General features: G+C 42.8%; 23 protein-coding genes and 1 other RNA gene. 3 read left to right on the top strand and 21 right to left on the bottom strand.

Going from position 1 to position 25,396, the window contains the following annotated elements:
* Positions 1-28: 28 nt before the first annotated feature.
* From ACIROD_RS20675 to ACIROD_RS20595, 17 genes are all read right to left on the bottom strand, one after another.
* Entirely contained in the window at positions 29-511 is a 483-nt protein-coding gene (locus ACIROD_RS20675; RefSeq protein WP_402943617.1) for a tetratricopeptide repeat protein, read from the bottom strand.
* A 264-nt stretch (positions 512-775) separates the two neighbouring features.
* A complete protein-coding gene (locus ACIROD_RS20670) occupies positions 776-1,330 on the bottom strand; it encodes a PepSY domain-containing protein (protein ID WP_402943614.1) in 555 nt (184 codons plus the stop codon).
* A gap of 65 nt (positions 1,331-1,395) precedes the next feature.
* Positions 1,396-2,751, bottom strand: coding sequence for a sensor histidine kinase (locus tag ACIROD_RS20665; protein ID WP_402943611.1), 1,356 nt, complete (start codon positions 2,749-2,751; stop codon positions 1,396-1,398).
* Positions 2,748-3,443 carry a response regulator transcription factor gene (locus ACIROD_RS20660; protein WP_101223998.1) on the bottom strand — a complete coding sequence of 232 codons (696 nt, stop codon included), beginning with the start codon at positions 3,441-3,443 and terminating at the stop codon, positions 2,748-2,750. The genes ACIROD_RS20665 and ACIROD_RS20660 overlap by 4 nt, the downstream gene beginning before the upstream one ends.
* A 157-nt stretch (positions 3,444-3,600) precedes the next feature.
* Entirely contained in the window at positions 3,601-4,122 is a 522-nt protein-coding gene (gene msrA, locus ACIROD_RS20655) for a peptide-methionine (S)-S-oxide reductase MsrA (RefSeq protein WP_402943607.1), read from the bottom strand.
* Between the two features lie 100 nt (positions 4,123-4,222).
* Positions 4,223-4,831 carry a response regulator transcription factor gene (locus ACIROD_RS20650; protein WP_101223691.1) on the bottom strand — a complete coding sequence of 203 codons (609 nt, stop codon included), beginning with the start codon at positions 4,829-4,831 and terminating at the stop codon, positions 4,223-4,225.
* Positions 4,832-4,843: 12 nt separating this feature from the next.
* Positions 4,844-5,965 (bottom strand): sensor histidine kinase, encoded by a 1,122-nt coding sequence (locus ACIROD_RS20645; protein ID WP_101223692.1) that lies wholly within the window; start codon positions 5,963-5,965, stop codon positions 4,844-4,846.
* A 94-nt stretch (positions 5,966-6,059) separates the two neighbouring features.
* Positions 6,060-7,112 carry a Delta(5) desaturase DesA gene (gene desA, locus ACIROD_RS20640; protein ID WP_402943603.1) on the bottom strand — a complete coding sequence of 351 codons (1,053 nt, stop codon included), beginning with the start codon at positions 7,110-7,112 and terminating at the stop codon, positions 6,060-6,062.
* Between the two features lie 290 nt (positions 7,113-7,402).
* Positions 7,403-8,110: a response regulator gene (locus tag ACIROD_RS20635; protein ID WP_402943600.1), complete on the bottom strand. Its 708-nt coding sequence runs from the start codon at positions 8,108-8,110 to the stop codon at positions 7,403-7,405.
* Positions 8,107-9,699, bottom strand: coding sequence for an ATP-binding protein (locus ACIROD_RS20630; protein WP_402943597.1), 1,593 nt, complete (start codon positions 9,697-9,699; stop codon positions 8,107-8,109). Before ACIROD_RS20630 ends, ACIROD_RS20635 begins: the two co-directional genes overlap by 4 nt.
* Positions 9,700-9,778: 79 nt before the next feature.
* A complete protein-coding gene (locus tag ACIROD_RS20625) occupies positions 9,779-11,305 on the bottom strand; it encodes a tripartite tricarboxylate transporter permease (RefSeq protein WP_402943594.1) in 1,527 nt (508 codons plus the stop codon).
* An 18-nt stretch (positions 11,306-11,323) separates the two neighbouring features.
* Complete coding sequence (locus ACIROD_RS20620; protein ID WP_101223697.1) at positions 11,324-11,779, bottom strand: tripartite tricarboxylate transporter TctB family protein; 456 nt, start codon at positions 11,777-11,779, stop codon at positions 11,324-11,326.
* Positions 11,780-11,836: 57 nt separating this feature from the next.
* A complete protein-coding gene (locus ACIROD_RS20615; protein WP_402943591.1) occupies positions 11,837-12,859 on the bottom strand; it encodes a Bug family tripartite tricarboxylate transporter substrate binding protein in 1,023 nt (340 codons plus the stop codon).
* Between the two features lie 309 nt (positions 12,860-13,168).
* On the bottom strand, positions 13,169-14,095 hold the full coding sequence (locus ACIROD_RS20610) for an AEC family transporter (RefSeq protein WP_101223999.1): 927 nt from the start codon (positions 14,093-14,095) through the stop codon (positions 13,169-13,171).
* Positions 14,096-14,253: 158 nt separating this feature from the next.
* Entirely contained in the window at positions 14,254-15,126 is an 873-nt protein-coding gene (locus tag ACIROD_RS20605) for a LysR family transcriptional regulator (protein WP_101223699.1), read from the bottom strand.
* 148 nt (positions 15,127-15,274) lie between these two features.
* Positions 15,275-16,072, bottom strand: coding sequence for a formate dehydrogenase accessory sulfurtransferase FdhD (fdhD, locus tag ACIROD_RS20600; RefSeq protein ID WP_402943587.1), 798 nt, complete (start codon positions 16,070-16,072; stop codon positions 15,275-15,277).
* 54 nt (positions 16,073-16,126) lie between these two features.
* Complete coding sequence (locus tag ACIROD_RS20595) at positions 16,127-16,489, bottom strand: Na-translocating system protein MpsC family protein (RefSeq protein WP_095390832.1); 363 nt, start codon at positions 16,487-16,489, stop codon at positions 16,127-16,129.
* A gap of 333 nt (positions 16,490-16,822) precedes the next feature.
* Here ACIROD_RS20595 and fdhF point away from each other — a divergent pair, with 333 nt between their 5' ends.
* The 3 genes from fdhF (at position 16,823) to ACIROD_RS20580 (ending at position 20,751) form a co-directional block, all read left to right on the top strand.
* Complete coding sequence (gene fdhF / locus ACIROD_RS20590) at positions 16,823-19,762, top strand: formate dehydrogenase subunit alpha (protein ID WP_402943584.1); 2,940 nt, start codon at positions 16,823-16,825, stop codon at positions 19,760-19,762.
* Between the two features lie 18 nt (positions 19,763-19,780).
* Complete coding sequence (locus tag ACIROD_RS20585; protein WP_063595796.1) at positions 19,781-20,257, top strand: helical membrane plugin domain-containing protein; 477 nt, start codon at positions 19,781-19,783, stop codon at positions 20,255-20,257.
* Between the two features lie 89 nt (positions 20,258-20,346).
* The gene (locus tag ACIROD_RS20580) at positions 20,347-20,751 is read left to right on the top strand and encodes a hypothetical protein (RefSeq protein WP_402943580.1); all 405 of its coding nucleotides are present in this window, start codon (positions 20,347-20,349) and stop codon (positions 20,749-20,751) included.
* An 83-nt stretch (positions 20,752-20,834) separates the two neighbouring features.
* Here the strand turns inward: ACIROD_RS20580 and ACIROD_RS20575 are convergent, their stop codons facing one another.
* The 4 genes from ACIROD_RS20575 to rnr all read right to left on the bottom strand — a co-directional run bounded on the left by ACIROD_RS20575 (position 20,835) and on the right by rnr (position 25,387).
* Positions 20,835-21,809: a nuclease-related domain-containing protein gene (locus ACIROD_RS20575; protein ID WP_402943577.1), complete on the bottom strand. Its 975-nt coding sequence runs from the start codon at positions 21,807-21,809 to the stop codon at positions 20,835-20,837.
* A gap of 201 nt (positions 21,810-22,010) precedes the next feature.
* Positions 22,011-22,372: a transfer-messenger RNA gene (gene ssrA / locus ACIROD_RS20570) on the bottom strand.
* Positions 22,373-22,495: 123 nt separating this feature from the next.
* A complete protein-coding gene (gene smpB, locus ACIROD_RS20565) occupies positions 22,496-22,963 on the bottom strand; it encodes an SsrA-binding protein SmpB (RefSeq protein ID WP_101223703.1) in 468 nt (155 codons plus the stop codon).
* Between the two features lie 66 nt (positions 22,964-23,029).
* A complete protein-coding gene (gene rnr, locus ACIROD_RS20560) occupies positions 23,030-25,387 on the bottom strand; it encodes a ribonuclease R (protein WP_402943574.1) in 2,358 nt (785 codons plus the stop codon).
* Positions 25,388-25,396: the final 9 nt, after the last annotated feature.

The raw sequence follows: 25,396 nt of genomic DNA, 5'->3' as shown, positions 1-25,396 counted from the left end.
TTTGTGGATAGTTTGGGGATGATCACGATTATGTGAAAACTTTATCCAGTTTATCACTATAAAATTTTATGGCCTTAGCATAAGATTGTATTTCTTGATCCCTCGACGTTTCGGCAATGATCTTCAATAGAGATTCCATCGCAAGATCATGTTGGCCCAAATTATAAAATGCCATGGCCCTGAATACCAATAAAGCCTTATCCCCAGGAAACTTCGCCAGCCCGGATTCCAATGTCCGTCTTGATTTTTCATATTCCCCTATGGTGCGATATGTACTGCCCAACCCGAGGTATGCCCCTTTGGCATCCTCCTCCGGCAAACCTAATTCGAGTGCCGCTTCATAATAGGGCACCGCCTTTACCTCAAGTCCGAGAATATCCAAACTCCAGGCACACTGATACTGTATGACTGCATCACCGGGATTTTGCTTTGCCAGACCCATCAATAATCGATTGGATTTTTCGAATTCTTTCCTTTTCCTTAATGACAGTGCCTCTTCCAAATTTCCCATAATCAATCCTCCATTGAATAAATTCTTATTGCCTCTATTCGCGTTTCTTCTTTTTAATTCCTTTATAACCGCAGATGTTTTCAGAGTATCATCAGCTACATGCCCGTTCTCCCACCCATACGCCTCTTCATCGAAAGGAAGTTTCTACTTCCTTCCCCCTAATTTCGCTTGAGATTCATAATCGCAATTAAAAAAAGGATCTGCCACTTGGCAAATCCTTCATACAATTCAGTTCAAGAGCATTCATATATCAAATATTGCTGATTAATCTTCCAATTGGTTTTTCAATACTTTACCTGTGGTTGCATCCACCACAACATCATATTCCTTTTGTCCTTGTTTTATTTCCAGCTCGTACACAAGGGTGCCATTCTCTGAATCAAGCTCCATATCCGTTACTTGACCATCCACCGCTTTCAAGGCAATCTTTTCAGCTTGATCACTGCTGACTTTTGCAGTTTCCACGGCTTGTTGTGTGCTCATATCCTCATCGTCATCGTCATCGTCTTCCATCTCCTGAGAAAGAATCTCTCCCTTTTCAGCATCAACATCAACGTCTTGATAGCCTTCTTTTGTTTTAACGGTCATCTCATATGTCATCGGCTGGTCCCAATCCTTTTCAAATTGAGTAACTTCCCCGCCTAGTTTTTCTGAAATCATTTTGACAGCCTCATCCTCGGATAGATTCCCCTTATTGACTGCATATACTGCCGTTCCAGCAGCACCGCCGAAAAGCAATACGGAAGCTATGGACACCGTCATGATTACCTTTTTCCTTTGAATGATGCCTTCTTTAATCGTACTCCACTGTTTTTTCATGAATGAATTCCTCCTTTAAGTTGTTACCTTAATAATAAGCACCCTTCATGAAACGAACATGAGCGTTAGATTAGAATTTGATGAGAAAGAGTAAGAGTCACCAACGTTCCCTCTCCCACCTCACTTTGAATCTCCAAATTACCGTCGAATGACTCTACAAGCGTCCGGGCGATGGAAAGCCCGAGTCCATTGCCTCCCGTTTTCCTTGCCCTCGATGAATCAACGCGATAAAAACGGTCAAATACATGGGGGAGATGTTCTGGTGATATCCCTCCACCGTGATCTTTCACACCGATGACAATTTCATTATCCTGCCGCTTTATCATGATTTGTATACTTGATTGACTGTATTTCATTGCATTGTCCAATAGGATGACAATCACCTGTTCAAGCTTACTGGAAATGGTCATTGCATAGATTTCCTTAAACTCTGACTCTATCGTTATTCCACGATTTCCCGTCCTTCTGAATGTTTGGGCAATCCCTTCACAAAATGAAATGAGTTCTATTTTCCCTTCCGCATCTTCTGAAGGTTCCGTTTGGGAAGCTGACTGCAAAAGATGTTCCGTCAGTTTTTTCATCCGGATGGCTTCATGATGGATTGCCTCCACTGCCTCTTTCTGAATCGCTTCATCCTTCATGCCCCAGCGTTTCAATAGAGAGGAGTAGCTTTCGATGACCGTAATCGGTGTTTTCAATTCATGTGAAGCATCTGAAAGGAATTGCTGCTGTTGGTTATAATTCCTTTCCAGCCTTTCCATCATCCTGTTGAATGCCGCCCCCATCACCTGCAGCTCGTCCTTTGATTGATCCGATAGCGGTATCCGTTTGAATTCCCCGCTTTTCTCAATATCCTTCATCGTTCCGCTCATGACCGATATCGGTTTAAGGATCAGGTTGGCCAGCCACTTACCGGCAAGAATCGATAACAGAATGACAAAAAAGGATGCACCGCCCAAAACGAGGGCAAGCGTCGATAAATTATCAAGGAGGGTATCCTGCGGCTGTGTGACCTCGATCATCCCCAGCTTCTTCCCCTCATCAGGATAAGGAAAACGGTAGGTCAATACATATTCACCGTCAACTTTGGCAAAATCATATCCTTTCTCGTCAATGGCTTTAACCGCAAGCCCCTTAAGGTCCTCTTCATCCGTAAATGATTTTACCAGCCTTCCATCCGTGTCGAATATCCGCACCATTCCATCGTCCGGGATATATGGCTCCATTAAATCGGAATCACCGGAAATCAAATCTTTCGTCAGGATATTTTCTTCTATTAATGAAGCTTGATCTTCAAGCAGATCCCGTTCCCTCTCTAACGATATCCAAAGGAAGGCGATTAAAACGATGATACTCAACAAGATAAGCATGACACTTAAAAAAAGACTGGAATACGATTGGATTTTCGTCCGAATCTTCATACTGGCTCCTTCAAGCTGTAACCTACCCCGCGGTAAGTATGGATGAGCTGCACCTCAAAGGGATAATCTATCTTTTTGCGCAAATAACGGATATACACATCAACCACATTCGTATCCCCTGCAAAGTCATATCCCCATACATGGGTCAGGATTTGCTCCCTTGAAAGTACTTGATTTTTATTTTGCAAAAGATAAACCAGCAAATCGAACTCGCGGGAAGTCAACTCAATCCTATTGCCTTGCCTGTGAATGTCCCTTGTACCGAGGTTCAACTTCAGATCATGGATTTTTAGTTCATCCACTTCCACTTCTGATTGGCTCTCCCGTACATTGGTACGAAAACAAGCACGGATCCGTGCAAGCAGCTCTTCAATTTCAAACGGTTTCGTTACATAATCATTCGCACCATGGTCCAGGCCATTCACCTTGTCTGGCACAGCATCCCTTGCGGTTAGGAGGATGACCGGTGTCGATCCATTCTTTTTCCGGTAACGCCTAAGTACTTCTATGCCATTCAACTCGGGCAGCATCACATCCAATAAGATTAAATCCCACTCTTCTGCTTCTGCTCTTTCCAGACCAGCCTTTCCGGTAAAAGCCGATTCTGTTTGATAACCCTCATGATTAAGTTCCAGCTGGAGAATCCTCGCTATTTTTTCTTCATCCTCTATTATTAAAATTCTCTTATTCATGATCATCACCACCTACCCCTTAGTGTACTGAAGAAATATGAAAATATCATGAGAAATTGACCCCTGCGCATAAAAATCCGATGAAATAATGATTTAAATTTTTGTACCTTTAAAAGGTCAAAAAAAGAACCGGATGTGTAAGCACACCCGATCCATTTCATTCACCGTTCCAATGCTGGTCAATGAATTCATCACGTCCCGATTTCGCACGGTCCGCTTTATAATCATCTTTGTTTTTTTTATGATAGCCTTGATGGTATTCCTCGGCAGGATAAAAGGTTTGGGCCGGAAGGATTTCAGTTACGATTGGTTTCTGGAACTTCCCGCTGCCTGCTACCTCTTCTTTCGCTTCAAGAGCCAGTTTTTCTTGAGCTTCATCATGATAGAAGATGGCCGTCCGATATTGGCTTCCTCTGTCATGAAATTGACCGCCATCGTCGGTTGGATCGATTTGCTGCCAATATAGCTCCAGCAATCTTTCATAAGGAAATAACTGAGGATCGAAAGTGATTTCCACGACTTCATAATGCCCCGTAGTTCCCGTCTTCACTTCCTCGTAAGTCGGGTTTTCAACATGTCCTCCCGTATAACCGGATACGATTCCCCCAATCCCCGGTTGTTCTTCAAATGGTGTCACCATGCACCAAAAGCAGCCTCCAGCAAATGTAGCCTTTTGCATAATGGTCATCCTCTCCGTATGTAATAAAAATTAATATACCATATTCAATTCTGACACTGCGCTTTTTTGATTTGCGAAGCCGCCATGGATTTACCTTTGATCAATCTTTTGACCAGCCCTTTTCCTTGAATCTTACAATCGCTTCAACGCGGTTGCTCACATCCAATTTATCAAGGATGACCGATATATAATTACGAACCGTTCCATTGGTCAGATAAAGCTGGCTTGCGATTTCCTTTGTGGTCTTACCATCCGCGATCAATTTGAGCACTTGGCACTCTCGTTCAGTCAAAGGGTTTTCTTCTTCGAAAGCCATATCCACCAGCTCAGGAGCATAAATGCGCCGACCATCCATGATGACACGGATAGAGTTCGCCAGTTCGTCACTTGGGCTATCCTTCAGAAGATATCCGCCTACCTCGGCCTTTCTGGCTCTTTCAAAATACCCAGGACGTGCAAAGGTGGTTAAAATGATGACCTTGCATTGGTGGCCTTGATCCTTGATCTCCTCCGCTACATCGAGCCCGGTTTTAACTGGCATTTCAATATCTGTTATGCATATATCCGGCTTTAATTGATTGACGAGATTCATTGCTTCTTCCCCATTGCTCGCTTTTCCTACAACTTCCATATCACTTTCCAAATCAAGGATGGAACCTAACGCGCCAAGCAGCATCCGCTGATCTTCGGCAATTACGATTCGAATCAAGGTTAATCCCACCTATCCATTATTTTTTATAGCATTCGGAACCCTTATATAAAGTGTCGTTCCCTCTGTTGATTTAATATCCAGGCTGCCATTAACAAATTCTAGCCTTTCTTTCATTCCTTGAAGTCCATTGCCTTTAATATACTCTGATCTATGTGAAAGTCCCACTCCATTATCCTGTACTGTGATCGTCACCCCTGTTTGTAATTCTTCGATGACGATATTACAGCAGTCGGCACCGCTATGTTTGACGATATTGGTCACAGCTTCCTTCAAGCACATGCTCAAAACCGTTTCAACAAGCAATGGGGTTTCTTGTAATTCCGTGGTCCCTTCCAAATTGAATTCTATCTCTGCGGCTTTCAATATTTGCTTGACCCGGATGATTTCATCGCTTAGCTTGGACCCACGCATTTCCGACACCATTTCACGTACTTCCTTGAGTGCCGTCCTCGCCGTTTGACGGATATCCTTGATTTCTTTCTTGGCCGTCTCCGGATTCAAATCGATCAACTTCCCTGCAAGGTCACTTTTCAAGCCAATCAAAGACAGCTTTTGGCCAAGTGTATCATGTAAGTCACGGGCAATCCGCTGACGTTCTTCCATTTTGCCAAGCTCTGATATTCTTTTATGAGCGTCCTCCAATTGTTCTTCCAGCATGCCCCGTTTATTCCGATTATACGTGTTGAAAGGGAGCAGGATCACACCTACCACACAAATGAGCATAAAGGGAAATTGCGAAAAGAAGGTAGGGTCTTTCATGATGAAGCCAATATTGACAGACACGATGGTAGCCAATAGCTGGATTGAATATAATACGAAAAAGCCAACCTTATTTTGAACATTCCCAATAAAGAATGCTAAAAAAAGTGAAAAGTAAATGTAGCTGAAAAATATGGTCATCGATATCGAAATGATTATTTGTATCGCGGTCCATACGTATACGGGCCATCCCTTCGAAACGAATGAGAGACCATATGATATGAAAAACAATATGATCATGACGATTCCAAAGACTATCTCCAACATCGAAGAGGATTTGAAGATGAAATAAAAAGGAAGGATACAAAAAATGATCCAGACATAAGGGCTCAGCCCTGTGTTTTTCGGAAAGATATGATACCAACTTTGCATGGCGCCGCCTCTATTTCTTTTTATCCTAGTATATACTAAGGAGTTTCATCAAAAAACCATCCAATGGGAATCGAATGGTTTTTTGGTGAACAATTTATTTTTTTTGAAGACTTGGACGTTCATTATTGAGTTCAATTTTTAATTTTGCTTCATTTAGACGGTCCTTAATCTCTTTAAAACTGACAAACGTCTTGTTTTCGCCATCATAAAGGCGGAAGCGAAGTGATTTTAAACTTGAACTAAGGGTGATTGTCGTTGCCTGCTGCAAAGGCAGGGTGGATTCATGGACTTTTTCCAGATTATAGTTCGGCACTCTTGGACTAAGGTGATGCACGTGATGAAAACCGATATTACCAGTTACCCATTGCAAAACCTTTGGAAGTTTATAATAAGAACTTCCATCAATGGCAGCCTTCACGTAATCCCATTCAGATTCCTCTTCGAAATAAGAATCTTCGAACTGATGCTGTACATAAAACAGCCAGATGCCAAGTGATCCCGTTACAAAAAGCATCGGTACCTGAATCATCAGGAATGCCTGCCATCCGATAGCCAAGCATAAAAGACCATAAATTGCCACGATTGCAGCATTTGTCAAATACGTATTCATCCGTTCTTTCTTTTTAGCGCCCTTTTTATTCAGACGGTTCGATACAAGAAATAGATAAAATGGACCCAATCCAAACATGACGATCGGATTTCTATATAAACGGTAAGCAAGACGCCCCCAGAATGTAGCGGCGATATATTCATCAACGGTCATGATCCAAATATCCCCTGTACCGCGTTTGTTTAAATTACTGCTTGTTGCATGATGTATGGAATGGCTATGCTTCCATTGCTCATACGGAAATAATGTAACGATCCCACTGATTGTACCCAGGATGCTATTCGCTTTCCTGCTTTTGAAAAACGATTGATGACAGCAATCATGGAAAATGATGAAAATCCTGACTACGAATCCTGAAGCAAGAACGGCCAATGCAAGTGTCAGCCAGTATGAAATGGTTAAGCTTTGATAAGCTAAAAACCATAACAGGAAAAATGGCGGAAATGTATTTATGAGCTGTTTCACGCTTGATTTAGTATTGGATTTTTCAAAAGGGGCAACATCTTTTCTCAATTGTTTTTGATTATGATTACTCATGATTTCCTCCTCAAAAAATATAGGAATGAAGTGTTTAAATGGATCGGTTATGCTTGCATCTCTTCTTTAAGTATAGGAATAATAACCGATTTTCTATAGTCATAAACGTCAAATCCCTGCCATGACACTTGTCATATACTTGTCTGCTTCAAAACTTTTCACACGTATTTTTTCCTCATTCATCATTTTTACACTTAAAAAAACGATGAATTCCCATCAATCTGATTCCAAGAAATAGCCTTACATTTATTCGAGCAAATAAAAAAGGATCCGCCGCTTGGCGAACCCATTTATATCTTGATGGCATAAACCCTTTCAGGACGTCCTACCGTGCCATATGTTAAATCGGCATCAATTTTTTCCTCTGACATCAAGTGCTCCAGATAACGCCTTGCCGTTGTCCTGCTCACACCGATTTCCTTTGCCACTATTTCGGCAGTTAAACCCGGGGAGGATTTCCCCAACACAACCATCACCTTCTCCAAAGTCATCCGATCGATCCCTTTTGGCAGTAAAGTCTGTTCCCTCTCTTTTTCATTCATTTCCTTTCGCAAAAGCTTATCCACCTGTTGCTGCGTTACAGGAAAATTGCCCTTTTCCAATTCAGACAGTTTAATGTGATACTCTTGATACCTGCGTAAGGACTGCTTGAAACGTTCAAATGCGACAGGCTTGATAATATAATCAAATATGCCGATTTTGATGGCTTCCTGGACTTTTTCGATTTCTTTAGCCGCCGTAATCATGATGACATCCATTTGTTTGCTTTGCTGCTTGATTTCCTTCAGGATATCGAGCCCATTCATATCCGGAAAATACATATCGAGCAGCAATAGATCCGGCTGCATGATTTCGATGAAGCTTTTAGCCTCGTCATAGCTTGACGCGATTCCGATCGTTTGAAACCCCTCAATCTTTTCGATGAACAGCTTTTGTATCTCCGCAATCCGCAGGTCATCTTCTACGATCAAAACTTCTATATCGCGAATGGCCATCATTTAATCACCCCTTTATTTTTTGGCAGTGCAACAGTAAAAATCGTATATTCCCCTTCTTTCGTCGAAAAAGTGATATATCCCCCTAATCCATCAATCGCTTCCTGAACAAGGCTCAATCCTATACCTGAATTGGTTTGATGGCTTTTCGTCGTAAAACCGTCCTGGAAAATCAATTCGGTAACATTTGAGTTCATCCCTTTTCCATTATCTTCAACCTCTATGATCAACTCTTTACCCAAGTCCGTGACGAACAACGATACCCTCTTTTCTTCCCTTTCGTTTTCCCGTACAGCTTCAAAGGCATTATTGATGAGATTGCCGATGATCGTCACCAATAAATCTCGATCTATTACAGATGGAATATCTTTAAAACTGCTTTCTCTATCAATGGTAAAATCAATTTTCAGCTCACTGGCTAAACTTACCTTCCCTAAGATGAACCCAGCAATGATCGGATCAGGTACTTCCTTCATTAGAAAGTGAATGAAGCCTTGGGTGACATCGACTTCCTTCGATATGAAATCCATTGCTTCTTTATATGAACCGAGTTGAATCAAGCCTAGCAGTGTATAGAGCCGGTTCGAATATTCATGTGTCTGGGCCCTCAGCCCTTCTGCATACGCCTTTACATGTGACAGTTCCTGAAGTAGATTGGATAGTTCCGATTTATTTCTCAAACTTGCAACTGCACCAATGATTTCTCCCTGTCCATTCAAGATCGGAATCCGGCTAGCCAAAAAAACTTCACCGTCAATCATGAATTCCTGATCATACTCGGCCCGTGCCGTGCTGACTACATCAAGCAAATGTGTATGCGTTATGACTTCTTCGATTTTTTGCCCGCGAAGCATGACGTCTTTAGGAATATGAAGGATTTTATGCGCCGTTTCATTGACGACCGTGATTTTTCCATGAACATCAATGGCAATGATGCCTTCATGAATGGATTCCAAAATGGCATGCTTCTCTTGAAACATCCAGGCGATCTCTTTCGGCTCCAGGCCCAATATCGCCTTTTTTATATTGAATGAAATGAAGAAGGCTACCAACAAACCGCCGACTAATATAAAAGAGATGATCCAGACGATCTTTCTTTGTATACTGGACAATTCTTTTTCAATATCGTCCTGAAGGTAGCCAACGGAGACGACACCAATGACCTTTTCATTGGCGATGATCGGGGATTTCCCCCTAATGGAAGGTCCCAATGTCCCAGTGGACTCCGTGATGATGGATTTCCCATCCCACACCTCGGCGTTATCTCCCCCTACCATTTTCTTCCCGATCAAGTTTGGATCTGGATGGGACAGCCTTGTTTCATTCTCATCCCCTATTACTATGAATTCCGCATCGATCTGCCTGCGAATTTTTTCCGCGATGGGCTGGATGATTACAGAAGGATTGTCCGTTCTAAAAGCTTGTTTAATTTCAGGCAGCAAAGAAATGGTCTGGGCAACCGACAATGCTTTTTCCCCTGTTTCCTGCTTCAGGTTATTTTCTAGGATATTTATGAAAATAACTTCAAAGATTCCACCCATTAAGATGATTAACGTACAGATGCCCAGCATCAACTTGGTGTGTAAACGCATTCAATCACCTCTACTTACATCATATAAAAAAAAACCCCTTTAAAAAAGGAGTTTTTTCACAACATTCAGAAAATATTAGTTAACCTTCAATATTGATGACAACATCCTTCCCTCTCTTCTTGAGTAAAACCGGAATGAGCAGCCATAATGCCGTTACGATCAGGAATGTCAACGAAAGCGGCCGAGTGAAAAACAAACTATAATCACCATCGGATATCGTCAGTGCCCTGCGCATATTATTTTCTATCATCGGTCCTAAAACCAGTCCTAATACCAACGGGGCGATTGGATAATCATTTTTACTTAAGAAATATCCCAAGATCCCGCATCCTAGTAATAGCAATAAATCATAAGTCGATACTTGTACCGCATAAACGCCAAAAATGGAGATCGCGATAATGATTGGTATCAAATACTTCTTTGGCGTTTCAATGATTTTCGCAAAAACCTTAACGAGCGGGAGATTAAGGATGAGGAGCATCAGATTCCCGATGAACATACTGGCGATAAGTCCCCAGGCCACCTGGGGATGGTCTTCGAATAATAATGGACCTGGCTGAACATTGTACATCATCAGCGCACCCATTAAAATCGCCGTTGTACCTGAACCCGGAATTCCCAGCGTCAATAATGGAATCATCGCTCCGCCAGAAGCCGCATTATTGGCCGTTTCAGGACCAGCCACTCCAGCGATTGCTCCCGTACCAAATCTCCCGGGTTTTTTTGATATCCGTTTTTCCATAAGGTATGAGAAGAAGGAAGCAAGAGTGGCCCCTGCACCTGGCAGGATTCCTACAAAGAAACCTAAGAGCGATCCCCTCGCAATCGGCCCTGCAGATTCCTTGAATTCTTCTTTTGAAGGAATCAAATTATTGATCTTTGCAATTTCCCCATCATCCTCGTCTTTTTCCAGGATTGTCTTGAATACTTCCCCAAGGGCGAATAGGCCTACTGCGATCGTCAGGAATTCGACCCCTTGATACAGCCAAGGAATGTCGAATGTAAAACGGGCGATCCCGGATACATTATCGATGCCTATCGTCCCGATCAACAAACCGCAAACCGTCATGATCAGTGCCTTGGTTACGGATTTTCCCGCGAGGCCGCTGACTGCCGCCAACCCTAGAAGCATGAGCGAAAAATACTCAGCTGGACCGAATTTAATGGCAATCGTCGATAATGGCTGAGCCAAGGCAATCATGGCGACAAGGGTGACAATCCCTCCGACGAAGGAACCGATTGCCGAAATCGATAAAGCACTCCCGGCTCTTCCCTTCTTGGCCATTTGGTAGCCATCCAGTGTGGTGACGACAGAAGAAGATTCACCAGGAGTATTCAATAGGATTGAAGTTGTCGATCCTCCATACATCGCTCCATAATAAACACCTGCAAGTAAAATGATGGCGCTTGTTGCCGCTTGCTCTGGGGGAAGTCCCCCTGTAATCGAAGCGGTTACCGGAATTAAAAGAGCCACACCGCTCATAGGCCCGATCCCCGGCAAAACGCCGACAGCCGTACCGATCAATACTCCGACAAATGCAAAAAGTATATTATACCAAGTTAGTGCCGTTTCAAAACCATTGATCAAATAATCAAAAGTGCCCACTTCACATCCCCCTCCCCTTTATGAAAACCAGATTGGCCAACCCGGCAGTGTTCCCTTTAAAACATTCACGAATAAATAATAGATGATTCCGGAAAATCCTGCGGATATGATGAGCGATGTCACCCATTTATTTCGCTCCATCGTTTGAAAGCAAACAAACAAAAACAGAAAGGTCGTAATGACATATCCTATCGTTTCCAATGTCAAAATATAAATCAAGGTGGAGAGCAGAATGATGATAAAAGGTTTATATTCCAGCTTTCCCTTACCCGATTCCTGTACATTGCTCCGAAATGCCTCATAAAACAGGCGAATACTTAAAACAGCAAGAACGAGTCCCAATACAAAAGGGAAAATGTCCGGTCCTACCGAACTTCCATAAGAAGAACTGGCCAGCTTTCTGCTTCCTATCATAAACAGCACTCCGACAGCCAGAAAGGCTACAGATGCAAAGCGATCAAATTTAACATCCATCACAATCCCTCCATTTCAGAAAATAAGAAGAAGGTGAAAGCACCCCCTTCTTCTCGATTATTTTTCCATGCCTAAGGCTTCCAATAATTGCTGCACCTGTTTCTCCTGTTCTTCTAAAAACTTGCTGAATTCTTCACTATTTTTATACTCTTGTTCCCATCCTTGAACTTCCACTTCCTTTTTCCATTCAGAAGTTTCAACTAGCTTCTCAATGGTTCCGTCCCAAAAGGCTTTCGCTTCACCAGACATATTCTGAGGTCCAAAAACGCCTCTCCAAATCGTGAATTCAGCATTAACACCCTGTTCCTTTGCCGTCGGTATGTCTTTTAGATCTCCACCTAAACGTTCCGTCGAGGTTACGGCCAACACTCTAATCTTTCCTGCCTTTAAAAATTCCCTGACACTGGATGCATCCGTTCCGATCACATCTGCATTTCCGCCAAGCAATGCCGTAATCGCTTCCCCTCCACCATCGTACGAAACGTATTTAAGTTCGGTTGGATTCAAGCCATATTCATATGCTGGAAGAATGGAAATCAAATGATCCATGGATCCCGGAGCCGATCCTCCTGCGAAGGTCAATTTACGCGGATCTTTTTTCACTGCTTCCAGCACTGATTTCAAATCCTTGAATTCAGAATCTGCCTTTACCACTATTGCCCCATAATCCTTTGTCAACTGCGCCAAAGGAGTCGTATTTTTATATCCATAAGGACTGTTGCCTTCTTTTTTAAGGTTATTGATGATGACAGGCGGTGAATTCACGAACAGCATGTCATTGTTATCAGCTTGCTGTGTTGCATAATCCGCCATGAAGACAGCGCCCCCGCCACCGGGTTTGTTTTCGACGGTTAATGGCTGGTTAACCAGTTTTGTCTCACCCAAGACCTTTGTAAATGAACGGGCGGTTAAATCCCATCCCCCGCCTGCGCCCGATGGAGCAACGACCGTTATGGCTTTTTTCGGATAACCTGTACTTTCTTTCTTTTCTCCTGATGTACCCGAACTGCTGCATGCACCTAAACTTAAAGCTAACGAACCCGCCAATATGACAGCTGAAATCTTTTTACGAGAAAACATAATAATCCCCCTTTTTGAAAGCGTTTTCTTAATTCTACAAAAATATCTTCCTTTTATTTGATTGCCCAACTAAAATGCATAACTTCCATAACTTCCATATTGTTCATAAAGTTTTATAGCAGGAAAAGGGGGAAAAGACTGCTCCTTCAGAGCAGTCCAAGTTTGTAGACAAAAGGGGTTCTATCTAAATAAAACAATGTGATTGGAGTGGAAATTACGGTTCGGTTTTACAAACACTATAAACTGTAAACAAACTCGATTTTCATCGAGTTTGTTTACAGTTAGAGACTGCACTTTTGAGCAGCCCTGCTAGAATAGTATTTTTGATAGATATACGACCATCGTTACCGTTATGCTGCTGAATAAAGTCGACATCAAGACTGCCTGTGCCGCATACTCCGGATGGTTGTCATATTCCAAAGCGAATAATGCGCTGTTTCTTGATGTGGGAAATGAGCTTGCGATAAACAACCCTTGGGCGACAGTCCCTTCCAAACCCAGCATGAGGATGATCAGGAAGGCGATGGATGGCGAGAGTATTAAACGGCCAATCAAGCTAAGTATAAGCGGAAGCGGAAATTGCGTCATTTTCAAATAGGCACTCTGTGCACCCAATGTAATCAAGGCAATGGCTATGAAGGCACTAGCGATATTTTCAATCGGGGTCCATAAGAACAGCGGAATGTCGAAAGAAAAGGAATGTAATAGAAAACCGAGTAATAAAGCATAAATGACGGGGTTCTTCAAGAACTCGCGAATGGCGCCCTTCGCACTTTTTGTATGGACGGAAACGGAATTCATCAATCCATAGGTATAGGTCAACAGGTTTTGAAAGATGATCACGATGACTTGTATCGACAGCCCAAGAGGATTTCCGTGAAAAACCATCTGGCTGACGGGTAATCCGAAATTGGCTGAGTTATTCAGGACTACACTATTTTTAAACGTGGCCGAAAGGCTTTGATCAAACCTGGCAAGTTTAGCAATCACTGTACTCACGATGATGAGACTTACTGCTTGAAGAGCAAGGAAGCTGAATATCTGGAAGATCATCCCCCCGCCCATTTTACTTTGATAGATATTAATAAAGCTAATGGCCGGCATGAGCAGGAAGTGATTCAATTTAGACAGCGTATTCATATCCAACTTGAATTTACGATGCAGAATGGCCCCCGCCCCTATGAGGAAAAAGACCGGCACAATGACATTCAATACGATCAGAAACAGGACACTCACTTGACTTCCTCTCCATTCCTTAGGCAATACCTGATGATTTACATTTACATCTCCATTTATCATAATGCCGGGATAACCATAATTAAAATACCAATAAATTATCGTTATCCATTCAAAAAAGGAATGACAAAAAAGCACAGAGGTTTCTGCGCTTCCGGTTAAATGTCCCTCATGAAATCGACGCCTTTGACAAATTCGACAAACTCCTTGACCAGCTTTAATTCCAGCGACTTTTCATGATATAACATCCACGTATTCCTGATAAGGGGATTGCCTTGCTTATCCTTAAGGTCCATTTGACGGAGATTTTGGTCCTTCTCCAATAAAACACTGGGAAGGATGCCATATCCCAGGCCATTCCTGACCATTTCTTTGCATGTATCACCTTTGTCCACTTCCATCCCCACCAAAGGAGGTCCGGAAAAATTGTCTCTCCACCAATTATCGATCATTGTTTTCAAAAGAGCATCTGTCCCATAATCGATCCTCGGCAAAAAAGGCAGGTTCCGGACTTCGATTTCTTCCTTGGAAGCAATGCAAATCGTTTCCTCAAAAAGATGATGCCTTGATCCTGACCATTGATAGTCCCCCCGAACGATTCCGACATGCACTTCCTCCTTGTAAATGAGGTTCAGCACTTCTTTACTCCATCCAGTTGTCACATGGAAATCCACTTTGGGATATCGCTCACGAAATAATTTCAGCAGGCCTGGCAATTTATGCAGCGTAATATAGTTGGAAACACCCAGCCGTAATGTTCCACTGATTTCCTGACCCATATTGAATGCCGTCTCTTTTATCTGCCGGAGCCTGATCAGCATCTCATCTGCACAGATGGCCAAATATTCCCCTTGAGGCGTGAATTGCACTCCCCTTGTTCCCCGCTCCACAATCTTTAGATTGAATTCCTTCTCTATTTGTTGAATCCGTTTCGTTAAAGAAGGCTGCGAGATATATAAACTTTGCGCCGTTTTAGTAATATTCTTGTGTTCATGCAACACCTTTAAAATATGCCAATCCCTTTCGTTCATAACCCTTCCCCCGATACGCAATTCCTTGAATGTTTTATCCAAACTGTACCACAAAAGGCCTGATCGATATATCCTTTTACAAGTACATAAAAAGCCCAAGCCATGTTGGCAAGGACTTTCCGATAAATACCTTTTAAGCGAATGATGATCATTCATTCAATTGAATTCTTTCAGGGCATGTGTAGATATTCAGTGAATCATTACGAATGAATCCGACCGTGGTGATTCCCAATCCTTCAGCCAACTCCAAGGCCAATTCGGTTGGAGCCGATTTCGAGAGTATCAGCTCACAGCCGATTTTCGCCACCTTCAAGAGAATTTCCGATGATATCCGGCCGCTGAACACGATAGCTTTTCCTTCTATCGAAATACCATTTTTCAGGCAATAGCCGTATATTTTGTCCAATGCGTTATGCCGTCCGATGTCCATCCTGCTTAATACGAGGCCATCGACATCACATAAAGCGGCATTGTGGACTCCACCTGTGTTCTGGAAGGTGACGGCAGAATTTTGTAAATCCTTCATCAAGCGGAGGCAGTCATCAGGAGTCAGTTTCACCGAAATATGATCCATTTTCTTGGCAGTCAATGCATCATTCACAAAGACGAAACCTTGTCTGCTCATTCCGCAGCATGATGTAATATACCGCTTATTTTGAAAATCCTGGAAGTAAGGATTCACTTTATCTGTCTTCACATGAACAAAGCCTTCTTTTTCCTGGACCCAGATTTCTTTTATCTCATCATATTTTTTGATGATGCCTTCCGAAGCCAAATAACCAATCACCATATCCTCGATGTATTCGGGTGTACAAACCATCGTGACGAATTCCTGGCCATTTACTTTGACAGTAACGGGATACTCCGTTACAATCGCATCTTCCGTACGCTCGATGTTACCTTTGGTTATCCGGATGATGTCCCTCTTGATTTCAATCGCTTTCATGTTCCCACTCCTTTTAATATCCAGGAGCCAATTGACCAATATGTAGGACCATGGTCAATGCCCGTTGAGTTTGTCCGCAATATTCTTATCAAAAACGAATACGGAAATCGCTATGTTCTCTTTGATTTTTATGTCTGAAAACAAATGAAGCAGTTTAGCTCCAACCAGTTCTTCCATTCCATCAGGAGGACTCTCCGAATACACATCCTGAACCATCTTGGTTCGTGCAGAATGGACCATGTCCCTTCCTTCCTCCGATCTTGATATGAACATTTCCGTAGGAGTCAAATTTCCATATAACGTAGAAACGGCCATATTTTCCACGAAAACCGTGTGTATGCGTTCTGGTCCTTTACCGAATAGTTCCTTGCGCAGCTTACGAATCATATCATTGAATTCATGGATAACTTTTGACACCGTTGCGTCACTCCAATTCAAGAAAATTAAGTTCTCAATTTTCTTATCATAAATCAACGCGAAGAAAAACGAAAGGAATTTGGGAATGATACCCTCTTTCCAGGATTGTTTCTTTTAATAATTAAAGGTATAATAACAATGATGAAAGTTGGGAGCATAATAGTGTACTGTTTTGTCCTATCTTTTTTAAAATTATCCATTATGGTATGGATTGGTATATTGGCAAGCTTTGCTATTAAACTATTCCACCATGACCTACATTTCCGTTCAGAGACGGAGGTGTAATCATGGTGGTTTTTTTGCGTCTTTTTGGCTATAAAAGGGGGAAATATAATGATCGATTCAAACATCACCATCAAAATCAACGGGAAGGAATATACCACTAATGAGGGAGCGACAATACTGGAGGTCATCAACCAAAATGAGATGGCTCATCCACAGATCTGTTATGTTCCTGAGGTGGACCCGATCCAAACATGCGACACATGCATCGTCGAAGTTAATGGGAAACTCGTCCGGTCATGTTCGACAAAAGCAGTGAGCGGCATGGATATAGCCTTGGACTCAAGCAAGGCAAAAGAAGCCCAAACCGAGGCCATGGACCGTATCCTGGAAAACCATTCTTTATACTGTACTGTATGTGATAATAATAACGGAAATTGCAAACTGCATAACACGGCAGAATTAATGGAAATTGAACACCAAAAATATCCTTACACACCGAAAGTGAAATTGGGTGCCGTCGATATGTCCCATCCATTTTACCGCTATGATGCCAATCAATGCATCGCATGCGGGCAATGTGTTGAAGTCTGCCAAAACCTTCAGGTCAACGAGACGCTGTCCATCGATTGGGAAGCAGAACGCCCTCGGGTAATCTGGGATGAAGGAACGGAAATCAATAACTCATCTTGTGTAGGCTGCGGACAGTGTGTAACCATTTGTCCATGTAATGCATTAATGGAAAAATCGATGCTGGGCGAGGCCGGTTTCATGTCAGGTTTGAAAAACGATATGCTTGAACCAATGATAGACCTTGTCAAAGAAGTGGAGCCTGGATACAGCGGGATTTTTGCCATTTCGGAGATTGAAGCGGCAATGCGTGATACACGAACGAAGAAGACAAAAACGGTCTGTACGTTCTGTGGGGTAGGATGCACATTCGAAGTCTGGACAAAAGACCGTAAAATCCTTAAAGTCCAACCTACTCATGAAGCTCCCGTCAATGCGATATCCACATGTGTTAAAGGGAAATTCGGTTGGGACTTCGTAAACTCGGAAAAACGTTTGACAAAGCCCCTGATTCGGAAAAATGGAAGATTCGTTGAATCAAGCTGGGATGAAGCACTTGATTTGGTTGCATCCAGACTCGGTTCGATCAAACAGCAATACGGCGGAAATTCAGTAGGCTTCATTTCCTCTTCCAAGATCACGAATGAAGAAAACTATGTAATTCAAAAACTGGCACGGCAAATGTTCGAAACGAATAACGTGGACAATTGCTCTCGTTACTGTCAATCTCCGGCAACAGACGGACTGTTCCGTACAGTCGGCATGGGCGGAGATGCCGGTACGATCAAAGATATCGCCGCAGCAGGTCTTGTCATCATCGTTGGGGCCAACCCGGCAGAAGGCCATCCCGTACTCGCGACACGCGTTAAACGGGCTCACAAGCTTCACGGACAAAAACTGATCGTAGCTGACATCCGCAAAAACGAAATGGCAGAGCGTTCCGATATCCATATCAGTCCAAAACAAGGAACGGATCAAGTATGGTTGATGGCGGTTACAAAATATATGATCGATCAAGGCTGGCATGATCAAGAATTCATCAATGAAAATGTTAACTTCTTCGACGATTATAAAGAAGTACTTGAAAAATATACCCTGGAATATGCAGAAGCACACACAGGTATTTCAAAAGAAACATTGATCCAAATAGCTGAAACCATTCGCGATGCAGACGGAACATGCATTCTTTGGGGAATGGGCGTTACACAAAACACCGGTGCTTCCGATACTTCGGCTGCAATATCCAACCTGCTATTAGCTACAGGCAACTACCGTCGCCCAGGAGCGGGAGCTTATCCGCTTCGCGGCCATAACAATGTTCAGGGCGCTTGCGATATGGGCACCCTTCCAACATGGCTTCCGGGATATCAGCATGTTACCGATGACGTGGCACGTGCCAAATTCGAAAAAGCTTATGGAGTGAAGATCGATGGCAAACCAGGCTTGAACAATATTGAAATGCTTAAAGCGATAGAAAAAGGCGACATGAAGGCCATGTATCTAGTAGGTGAAGATATGGCACTTGTTGATGCGGATGCAAACCATGTAGATAAAGTGTTATCCGGCTTGGATTTCTTTGTTGTCCAGGATATTTTCCTTTCAAGGACTGCCCAATATGCCGACGTGGTATTGCCCGGAGCTCCATCTCTTGAAAAAGACGGAACGTTCACCAATACGGAGCGCCGTGTACAGCGCTTATATAAAGCCCTTCCCACTATGGGAGATTCTAAGGCGGACTGGGAAATCACTCAGGAGATCGCAAACCGCTTAGGTGCGAATTGGAACTACACTCACCCTAGTGAAATCTATGATGAAATGGCAAGCCTGTCACCGATATTCAGCCAAGCGAATTACGAGGTGCTGGAAGGATGGAACAGCTTCCTATGGGGAAGCCATGATGGATCAAGCACGCCGCTTCTTTATGTGGATGGCTTCAACTTCCCTGATAAGAAAGCGCGCTTTGCACTGGCTGACTGGGTGGAGCCGCATAAATTCCCGAAAGAATATGACCTTCATATCAATAATGGACGCATGCTGGAGCATTTCCATGAAGGCAATATGACGAACAAATCCAATGGAATCCAATCGAAAGTACCTGATATTTTCGTTGAGGTTTCACCAGAACTTGCCAAAGAACGTAAAGTCAGTGATGGAGGACTCGTTCGCTTAGTGTCTCCATTCGGGGCCGTTAAGTTAAAAGCCCTGATCACAGACCGCGTTAAAAATAATGAGCTATTTTTACCAATGAACTCCGTTGATAAAGACTCTGCCATTAACTTTCTGACCGGTCCTATCTATGATCAACGCACAAGCACGCCTGCTTACAAACAGACGATGGTCCGCATGGAAGTATTAAGCGCAAGCGGGGATATCCCATTACCGGGTACCAATCCACGGAACAAAAAACGCCATCCTCAAAATGGTGTCGAGGTTGAACGTAAGTGGGCACGTCCAGGGTATGTTCACTTAACGGATAAATAAACAAGGAGGGTGAAGATCATGGCAGCTCCTATTACGGAAATCCATAATCCCATTACTGAGGAAGAAATAAAGCTTCAAAAACTGGAAGAACTGAAAACGCTGATCACCGATAATGAAGATGCCTTGAACAATATGTTTAAAATCGTCAATGAACTGAATGACTCAGGAGTATTCGAAGCCGCGACCTCCATGCTTCAAGGAAAAGAACAAATTGCCAAAATCGCTCTTCAACAAATCACAAGACAACCTGTCACAAACCTGATCAATACCCTTATGGGGGCAACAGGAGCCTTGATGAATGCCGATGCCGCACAATCCACGAAACTGCTTAACAGTGCACTTGCAGGAATCGATGAAGGAAACAAGTTCCTTCAGGCCGATAAAAAGATCGGCGTTTTGGATTTAATGAAAACATTGAATGATCCAGACATAAACCGGGCGATCGGCTTTGGCGTCCACTTCCTTAAGGGGATGGGCAAGGAATTAAAAGAATAGACTCGGACCAAAGACTCAAGAGAAGCTTCTTTTGAGTCTTTGTTCTATCATTGGGCTTAGTTGCTGAAAACTGCTGAAAGTGTAGCGTATTGGATAAGATTAGCATTGGAGTGGATGATTTAATTAATCAAGAAGAAAAAATTAAGGAATTAGAATACGAATTGTTTTTATTGAAGCATGCATTTTTTAAATTTCATGATAGTATGGCCCCGAATTTAAAGTCTAGGTATTATGAGTTATTATCACATGGCTTTACAGAGCAAGAGGTTAGTGAGTTAGATAGATTTTTCAGGTGGGTTTACGGCACAAAAAATTATCCCACAAAAGAAGAAATGAGAAAAAAAATGGCGGATATAAAAAATATGGAAATGGAAGAATTACATATTGCCTCAGTAAAAAAAATCTTATTAGCTTATCAAGCTGATGGAGTTTTTCCAGTAATAGATATTAATTTGGAGGATTTCCAAAATGTTGATGTAAATACAGAGAAATGATTTTTTATATTAAGGAATAGTGAAGAAACTATTCCTTTTTTTAAGGTAGTCTGGGTAATAATTAAGGCAAGATCACCCAGAAATCACTCATCAAAATACAGGCTGTACACCCTCCCCTTATTCGCACCACTGCTTGTCAGATTCAATGATTGCAAGATCCTCGTTGCACTGGATGAAGAGGAAATGTTTAAAAAGTTCCTCAACTGCCGATTCGTTATGGTCGAGCCTAATAGATAAAAATAATCTCGTAAAGCCGGGATATGTGCTTTTTTACTGGAGAGTTGACATTGATTGCAAAGCCATGTGCCATGCCTTCTAAATAATTTATTGCCCTTACAATTCTCACAAATCACTCCTTTAATTAGGTCCTTTTCGGTAAGATTGTATCGTTCCAGAATGGAAAAGTCCGCATCGATGTGGTGTTTATTCATTACGCGAATTGCTTTCTTCAAATCTTTCTCACTAAAACTGGATTCTGTTATGGAATGCTCCATTTGATTAATTTTAGCGGGAAGTGCATCGCGATGGATAACTTTATAGTGGGGTTCATGGTTTTCAAGAGCTGTACGGATGATTGTTTGGGGATTACTGATGACAATCAATGAAAGGATGGGCAGTGAGGGAAAACCGTTTTTCAAGAACCAATTGGTCAATTGTGATTCCTGGCGGCTGACTTGTATGATGGGATCTGGAAAGGCCGTTTCTTTTCCTTCTATCGTTCGAATGAGCTGATTGAAATGCGGATCAAAATAGATCGACCTTGCAATGTTCTTCACTTCAATGATAAGCGCATATTTCTTGGAGATTAATAAGGTATCCAGTTGAAAAAATCGGGATTGATCCTGAAGCCTTAAATCGTGGAAGATGAAATAGCTTTTCGGTTCAAGAAAGCTTAATGGAAAATCAATGGAACATTCCCCTTTATAGCCCGCTTCCCTTTTTTTGAGATCGTTCATGATTAAGGGAACTTTAGGGTGATTCGGAGGAAGCCTGCACGCTAATGCACGTAATTTGCGGACGGCAAGAGGAACTTTTCGCTTTTTTACAATCAATTTCATCGCTCCAATCCTATTTTCTTCAAAAGGATTCTACAGCAAATGATGGAAATTGTACAGTTTATCTGCGAAATCGGGAATATATCATCGAAATTGGAGATATATCATCGAAAAATCCTGATATATCTGCGAATTATACGATTTATCGATTTTTCGACAAAAACGACGAAAAAAAACCAAATAAAAAACCACCAATATATGTATTGGTGGAGACGGTGGGAGTCGAACCCACGTCCAGACATAACGGCACTTAAGCTTCTACGAGTGTAGTCGATATATTCGCATTTCGCGAACTCATTAGCCTATCGACAGGCGGCAGAGCAGCTAGTCTGTTTGGTCTCTTCCTTCATCCTCAGACGGTGGATTCCGGCGTATCCCACTTAGAGTGAGTCCCTTACCCTACCACGTGGGCCATGGAGGGAGGAACAGCTATCGACTGTTATTAAGCAGCGAAAGCTAGGTTGTTGTTTTGTTTGCCAGTTATAGGCGTTGACGTTTTAACGAGGCCGATCCCCTCGACTCGCAACTTAAGCTCGAACTATCCCTGTCGAATCCGTAACGTCCCCATGATATAAATGGAGCGTACGAGAGAAGAATAGTCAGCAAGTTGGCTGATATTCAATTGTCATCGGTACAGGATTAATTATAACAGATTGGCTCAAAAAATCAATTGTAAGGTCTTGGCAGTTCTACATCTTCTGTCGATCACGGAATGCACGTTCAATATCACGCTTCGCTTCCTTCTTCTTCAGGTCTTCACGCTTGTCATATTGCTTCTTCCCTTTACCCAGACCGATTAAAACCTTGGCAAAGCCATTTTTCAAATACATTTTCAACGGTACGATCGTGTAGCCTGTTTCCTTTGTTACACCGATCAGTTTACTGATTTCCTTCTTATGCAAAAGAAGCTTCCGTGTCCGCAACGGGTCATGGTTAAACTGGTTTCCCTGCTCATAAGGGCTTACATGCATATTATAAAGATAGATTTCTCCATTTTCTATTTTAGCGAAGGCATCCTTTAAATTCACTCGGGCCGCACGGATGGCCTTGATTTCGGTTCCCTTCAAAACGATTCCGGCTTCAAACGTTTGTTCAATAAAAAAATCATGATAAGCCTTTTTATTTTGTGCTAGTTGTTTACCTGAACCTTTTGGCATCTAACTCTCCCCTTTTTACATCCAATCGCGGCAAGAGGATGAAATGATCATCCCCCGCCTCAATCTTTATCTCTTTTTTGGTTTTCTCTTGCGCTTGGCAGCTGGCGCATTTTCAAAGAATTTTTTCTTCTTTTTCGATTTTCTCCCATTAGAAGGCGAATCTCCATTACGGCCGCTGCCTTTTCCTTCATTACGTCCTCCATTGCCGCCTCGGCCGCGTTTGCGTTCACCTGAATTGGCTTTGAATATTTTCTTCTCGCCGGACGGACGCGGACGGCTTACCTTCATGCCGATAATTTCAAAATCGATGGCGCGTTCCTCTTTATTGACGTTGGAAACACGTACGTCGATCTCATCGCCAATCCGGAACACATTACCGGTACGTTCCCCGATCATTGCTAGCTGACGCTCATCGAAGCGATAATAATCATCCGTCATGAAGCTGACATGGACAAGTCCTTCAATGGTGTTCGGCAGCTCGACGAACATCCCGAAATTCGTGACAGAACCAATGATTCCGGTATATTCTTCGCCGATTTTATCCAGCATATATTCCGCTTTCTTCAGATCATCCGTTTCCCGTTCAGCATCGACTGAGCGACGTTCACGTTTCGATGTATGATCGGCAATCTCAGGTAAATTGGCATTCCATTTCTCCTTCGTAGCTTCATCCAGTTTACCTTCCACCAAGTAGGTCCTGATCAACCTGTGCACGATCAAATCCGGGTAACGGCGAATCGGCGATGTGAAATGTGTATAAAACTCAGCAGATAAACCAAAGTGACCTAAGCTCTCCGGATCATATTTCGCCTGTTGCATGGAACGGAGCATGACGGTGGATATGACCGTTTCTTCCGGTTTACCGGCTACCGCCTCAATGATTTCCTGTAACGCCTTAGGGTGAACGTCATTGGCCGATCCCCGGACAATATATCCGAAGTTCGTTATGAATTCAAAGAACCGCTGCAGTTTTTCCGGCTTGGGATCTTCATGAATACGGTAAATGAACGGTACGTCAAGACGGTGGAAATGCTCTGCAACGGTTTCATTAGCCGCAAGCATGAACTCTTCAATAAGCTTTTCGGCAACCGACCTTTCACGTAAAACCACATCAGTCGGATGGCCTTCTTCATCAACGATGACTTTAGCTTCATTGAAATCAAAGTCAATCGCACCGCGGTTCATCCGGTTCTTGCGCAGGATGGCAGCTAACTTCTCCATGTCCTGGAACATCGGCACCAACGCTTCATAGCGTTCGAGCTGTTCTTCATCTTTATCGACAAGGATTTTGTTCACATTTCCATATGTCATACGTTCCGTCGTCTTAATGACACTTTCAAAAATCTCATGGTTGACTACTTTGCCATCTGGTTTAATTTCCATTTCACAAGAGAGTGTAAAGCGATCGACTTGTGGGTTCAAGGAACAAATGCCATTCGATAAACGATGCGGGATCATCGGGATGACCCTGTCCACCAAATAAACGCTCGTCCCTCTTTCCAAGGCTTCCTTATCGATTGGTGATCCTTCCTTCACATAATGGCTGACATCAGCAATATGAACACCCAGCTTATAATTGCCATTTTCAAGTTTGGAAACAGTGACGGCATCATCCAGGTCCTTTGCATCGGCTCCATCAATCGTGACCAAAACATCATTGCGCAAATCCCTGCGGCTTCCAATTTCACTTTCTTCAATGGTATCTGAAACGGCATTGGCTTGTTCCATGACGTCATCCGGGAACTCCATTGGCAAACCATATTTATGGATCACGGAAAGAATATCTACACCAGGATCATTTTTATGTCCAAGAATCTCAATGACTTCACCTTCGGCACTTATGCGTCCTTCAGGATAAGAAGTAAGCTTGACGACAACCTTATGGCCCTCTACCGCTCCATGTGAAGCATGCTGCGGAATGAAAATATCGTTTGCGATCTTTTTATCATCAGGGATGACGAAACCAAAACTTTTACTTTCGGAGTATGTACCGACCACTTGTGTAATACCGCGTTCAAGAATTCTGATGACCGTGCCTTCTTGCCTTGAGCCCGATGTTTCCGAAGATACTCGTACCATGACGACATCTCCATGCATCGCTGTGCCCGTTTCATTCGGCGGAATGAAAATATCATCCATTCCAGGGTTATCTTCAGGTGTGACAAAGGCGAATCCCTTAGCGTGTCCTGTTAATTTACCACGGAACAAATTCATCTTTTGCGGCAGCCCGTAACGATTGCTCCTCGTTCTGACCACCAATCCCTTTTCTTCCATCTTTACTAGAGCCTTAACGAAATTCTTGAAATCTGCCGAGTCTTCGATTTTCAAAGCCTCTTCCAGTTCTTGTACCGTTAAGGGCTTATACGCTTCATCCGTCATGTATGTCAGAAGCTTATTAATATGTTCTTGAATGTTATCTTCCATGAAAACCCT

It is taken from the genome of Peribacillus sp. NPDC101481 (genome assembly GCF_044767165.1).
Lineage (GTDB): Bacteria > Bacillota > Bacilli > Bacillales > DSM-1321 > Peribacillus.
The sequence above is the reverse complement of the archived record's forward strand: the minus strand, read 5'-3'. Positions and strand labels throughout refer to the sequence as shown.

What these genes read in the sequence shown, in the direction of transcription:
- desA (WP_402943603.1), bottom strand. Translation starts at nt 7,112, where the DNA reads ATGAGTAATCATAATCAAAAACAATTGAGAAAAGATGTTGCCCCTTTT.
- fdhD (WP_402943587.1), bottom strand. Translation starts at nt 16,072, where the DNA reads ATGAAAGCGATTGAAATCAAGAGGGACATCATCCGGATAACCAAAGGT.
- ACIROD_RS20670 (WP_402943614.1), bottom strand. Translation starts at nt 1,330, where the DNA reads ATGAAAAAACAGTGGAGTACGATTAAAGAAGGCATCATTCAAAGGAAA.
- ACIROD_RS20585 (WP_063595796.1), top strand. Translation starts at nt 19,781, where the DNA reads ATGGCAGCTCCTATTACGGAAATCCATAATCCCATTACTGAGGAAGAA.
- ACIROD_RS20620 (WP_101223697.1), bottom strand. Translation starts at nt 11,779, where the DNA reads ATGGATGTTAAATTTGATCGCTTTGCATCTGTAGCCTTTCTGGCTGTC.
- ACIROD_RS20635 (WP_402943600.1), bottom strand. Translation starts at nt 8,110, where the DNA reads ATGATGGCCATTCGCGATATAGAAGTTTTGATCGTAGAAGATGACCTG.
- ACIROD_RS20675 (WP_402943617.1), bottom strand. Translation starts at nt 511, where the DNA reads ATGGGAAATTTGGAAGAGGCACTGTCATTAAGGAAAAGGAAAGAATTC.
- ACIROD_RS20665 (WP_402943611.1), bottom strand. Translation starts at nt 2,751, where the DNA reads ATGAAGATTCGGACGAAAATCCAATCGTATTCCAGTCTTTTTTTAAGT.
- ACIROD_RS20660 (WP_101223998.1), bottom strand. Translation starts at nt 3,443, where the DNA reads ATGAATAAGAGAATTTTAATAATAGAGGATGAAGAAAAAATAGCGAGG.
- fdhF (WP_402943584.1), top strand. Translation starts at nt 16,823, where the DNA reads ATGATCGATTCAAACATCACCATCAAAATCAACGGGAAGGAATATACC.
- smpB (WP_101223703.1), bottom strand. Translation starts at nt 22,963, where the DNA reads ATGCCAAAAGGTTCAGGTAAACAACTAGCACAAAATAAAAAGGCTTAT.
- ACIROD_RS20575 (WP_402943577.1), bottom strand. Translation starts at nt 21,809, where the DNA reads ATGAAATTGATTGTAAAAAAGCGAAAAGTTCCTCTTGCCGTCCGCAAA.
- ACIROD_RS20630 (WP_402943597.1), bottom strand. Translation starts at nt 9,699, where the DNA reads ATGCGTTTACACACCAAGTTGATGCTGGGCATCTGTACGTTAATCATC.
- ACIROD_RS20605 (WP_101223699.1), bottom strand. Translation starts at nt 15,126, where the DNA reads ATGAACGAAAGGGATTGGCATATTTTAAAGGTGTTGCATGAACACAAG.
- ACIROD_RS20615 (WP_402943591.1), bottom strand. Translation starts at nt 12,859, where the DNA reads ATGTTTTCTCGTAAAAAGATTTCAGCTGTCATATTGGCGGGTTCGTTA.
- rnr (WP_402943574.1), bottom strand. Translation starts at nt 25,387, where the DNA reads ATGGAAGATAACATTCAAGAACATATTAATAAGCTTCTGACATACATG.
- ACIROD_RS20645 (WP_101223692.1), bottom strand. Translation starts at nt 5,965, where the DNA reads ATGCAAAGTTGGTATCATATCTTTCCGAAAAACACAGGGCTGAGCCCT.
- msrA (WP_402943607.1), bottom strand. Translation starts at nt 4,122, where the DNA reads ATGCAAAAGGCTACATTTGCTGGAGGCTGCTTTTGGTGCATGGTGACA.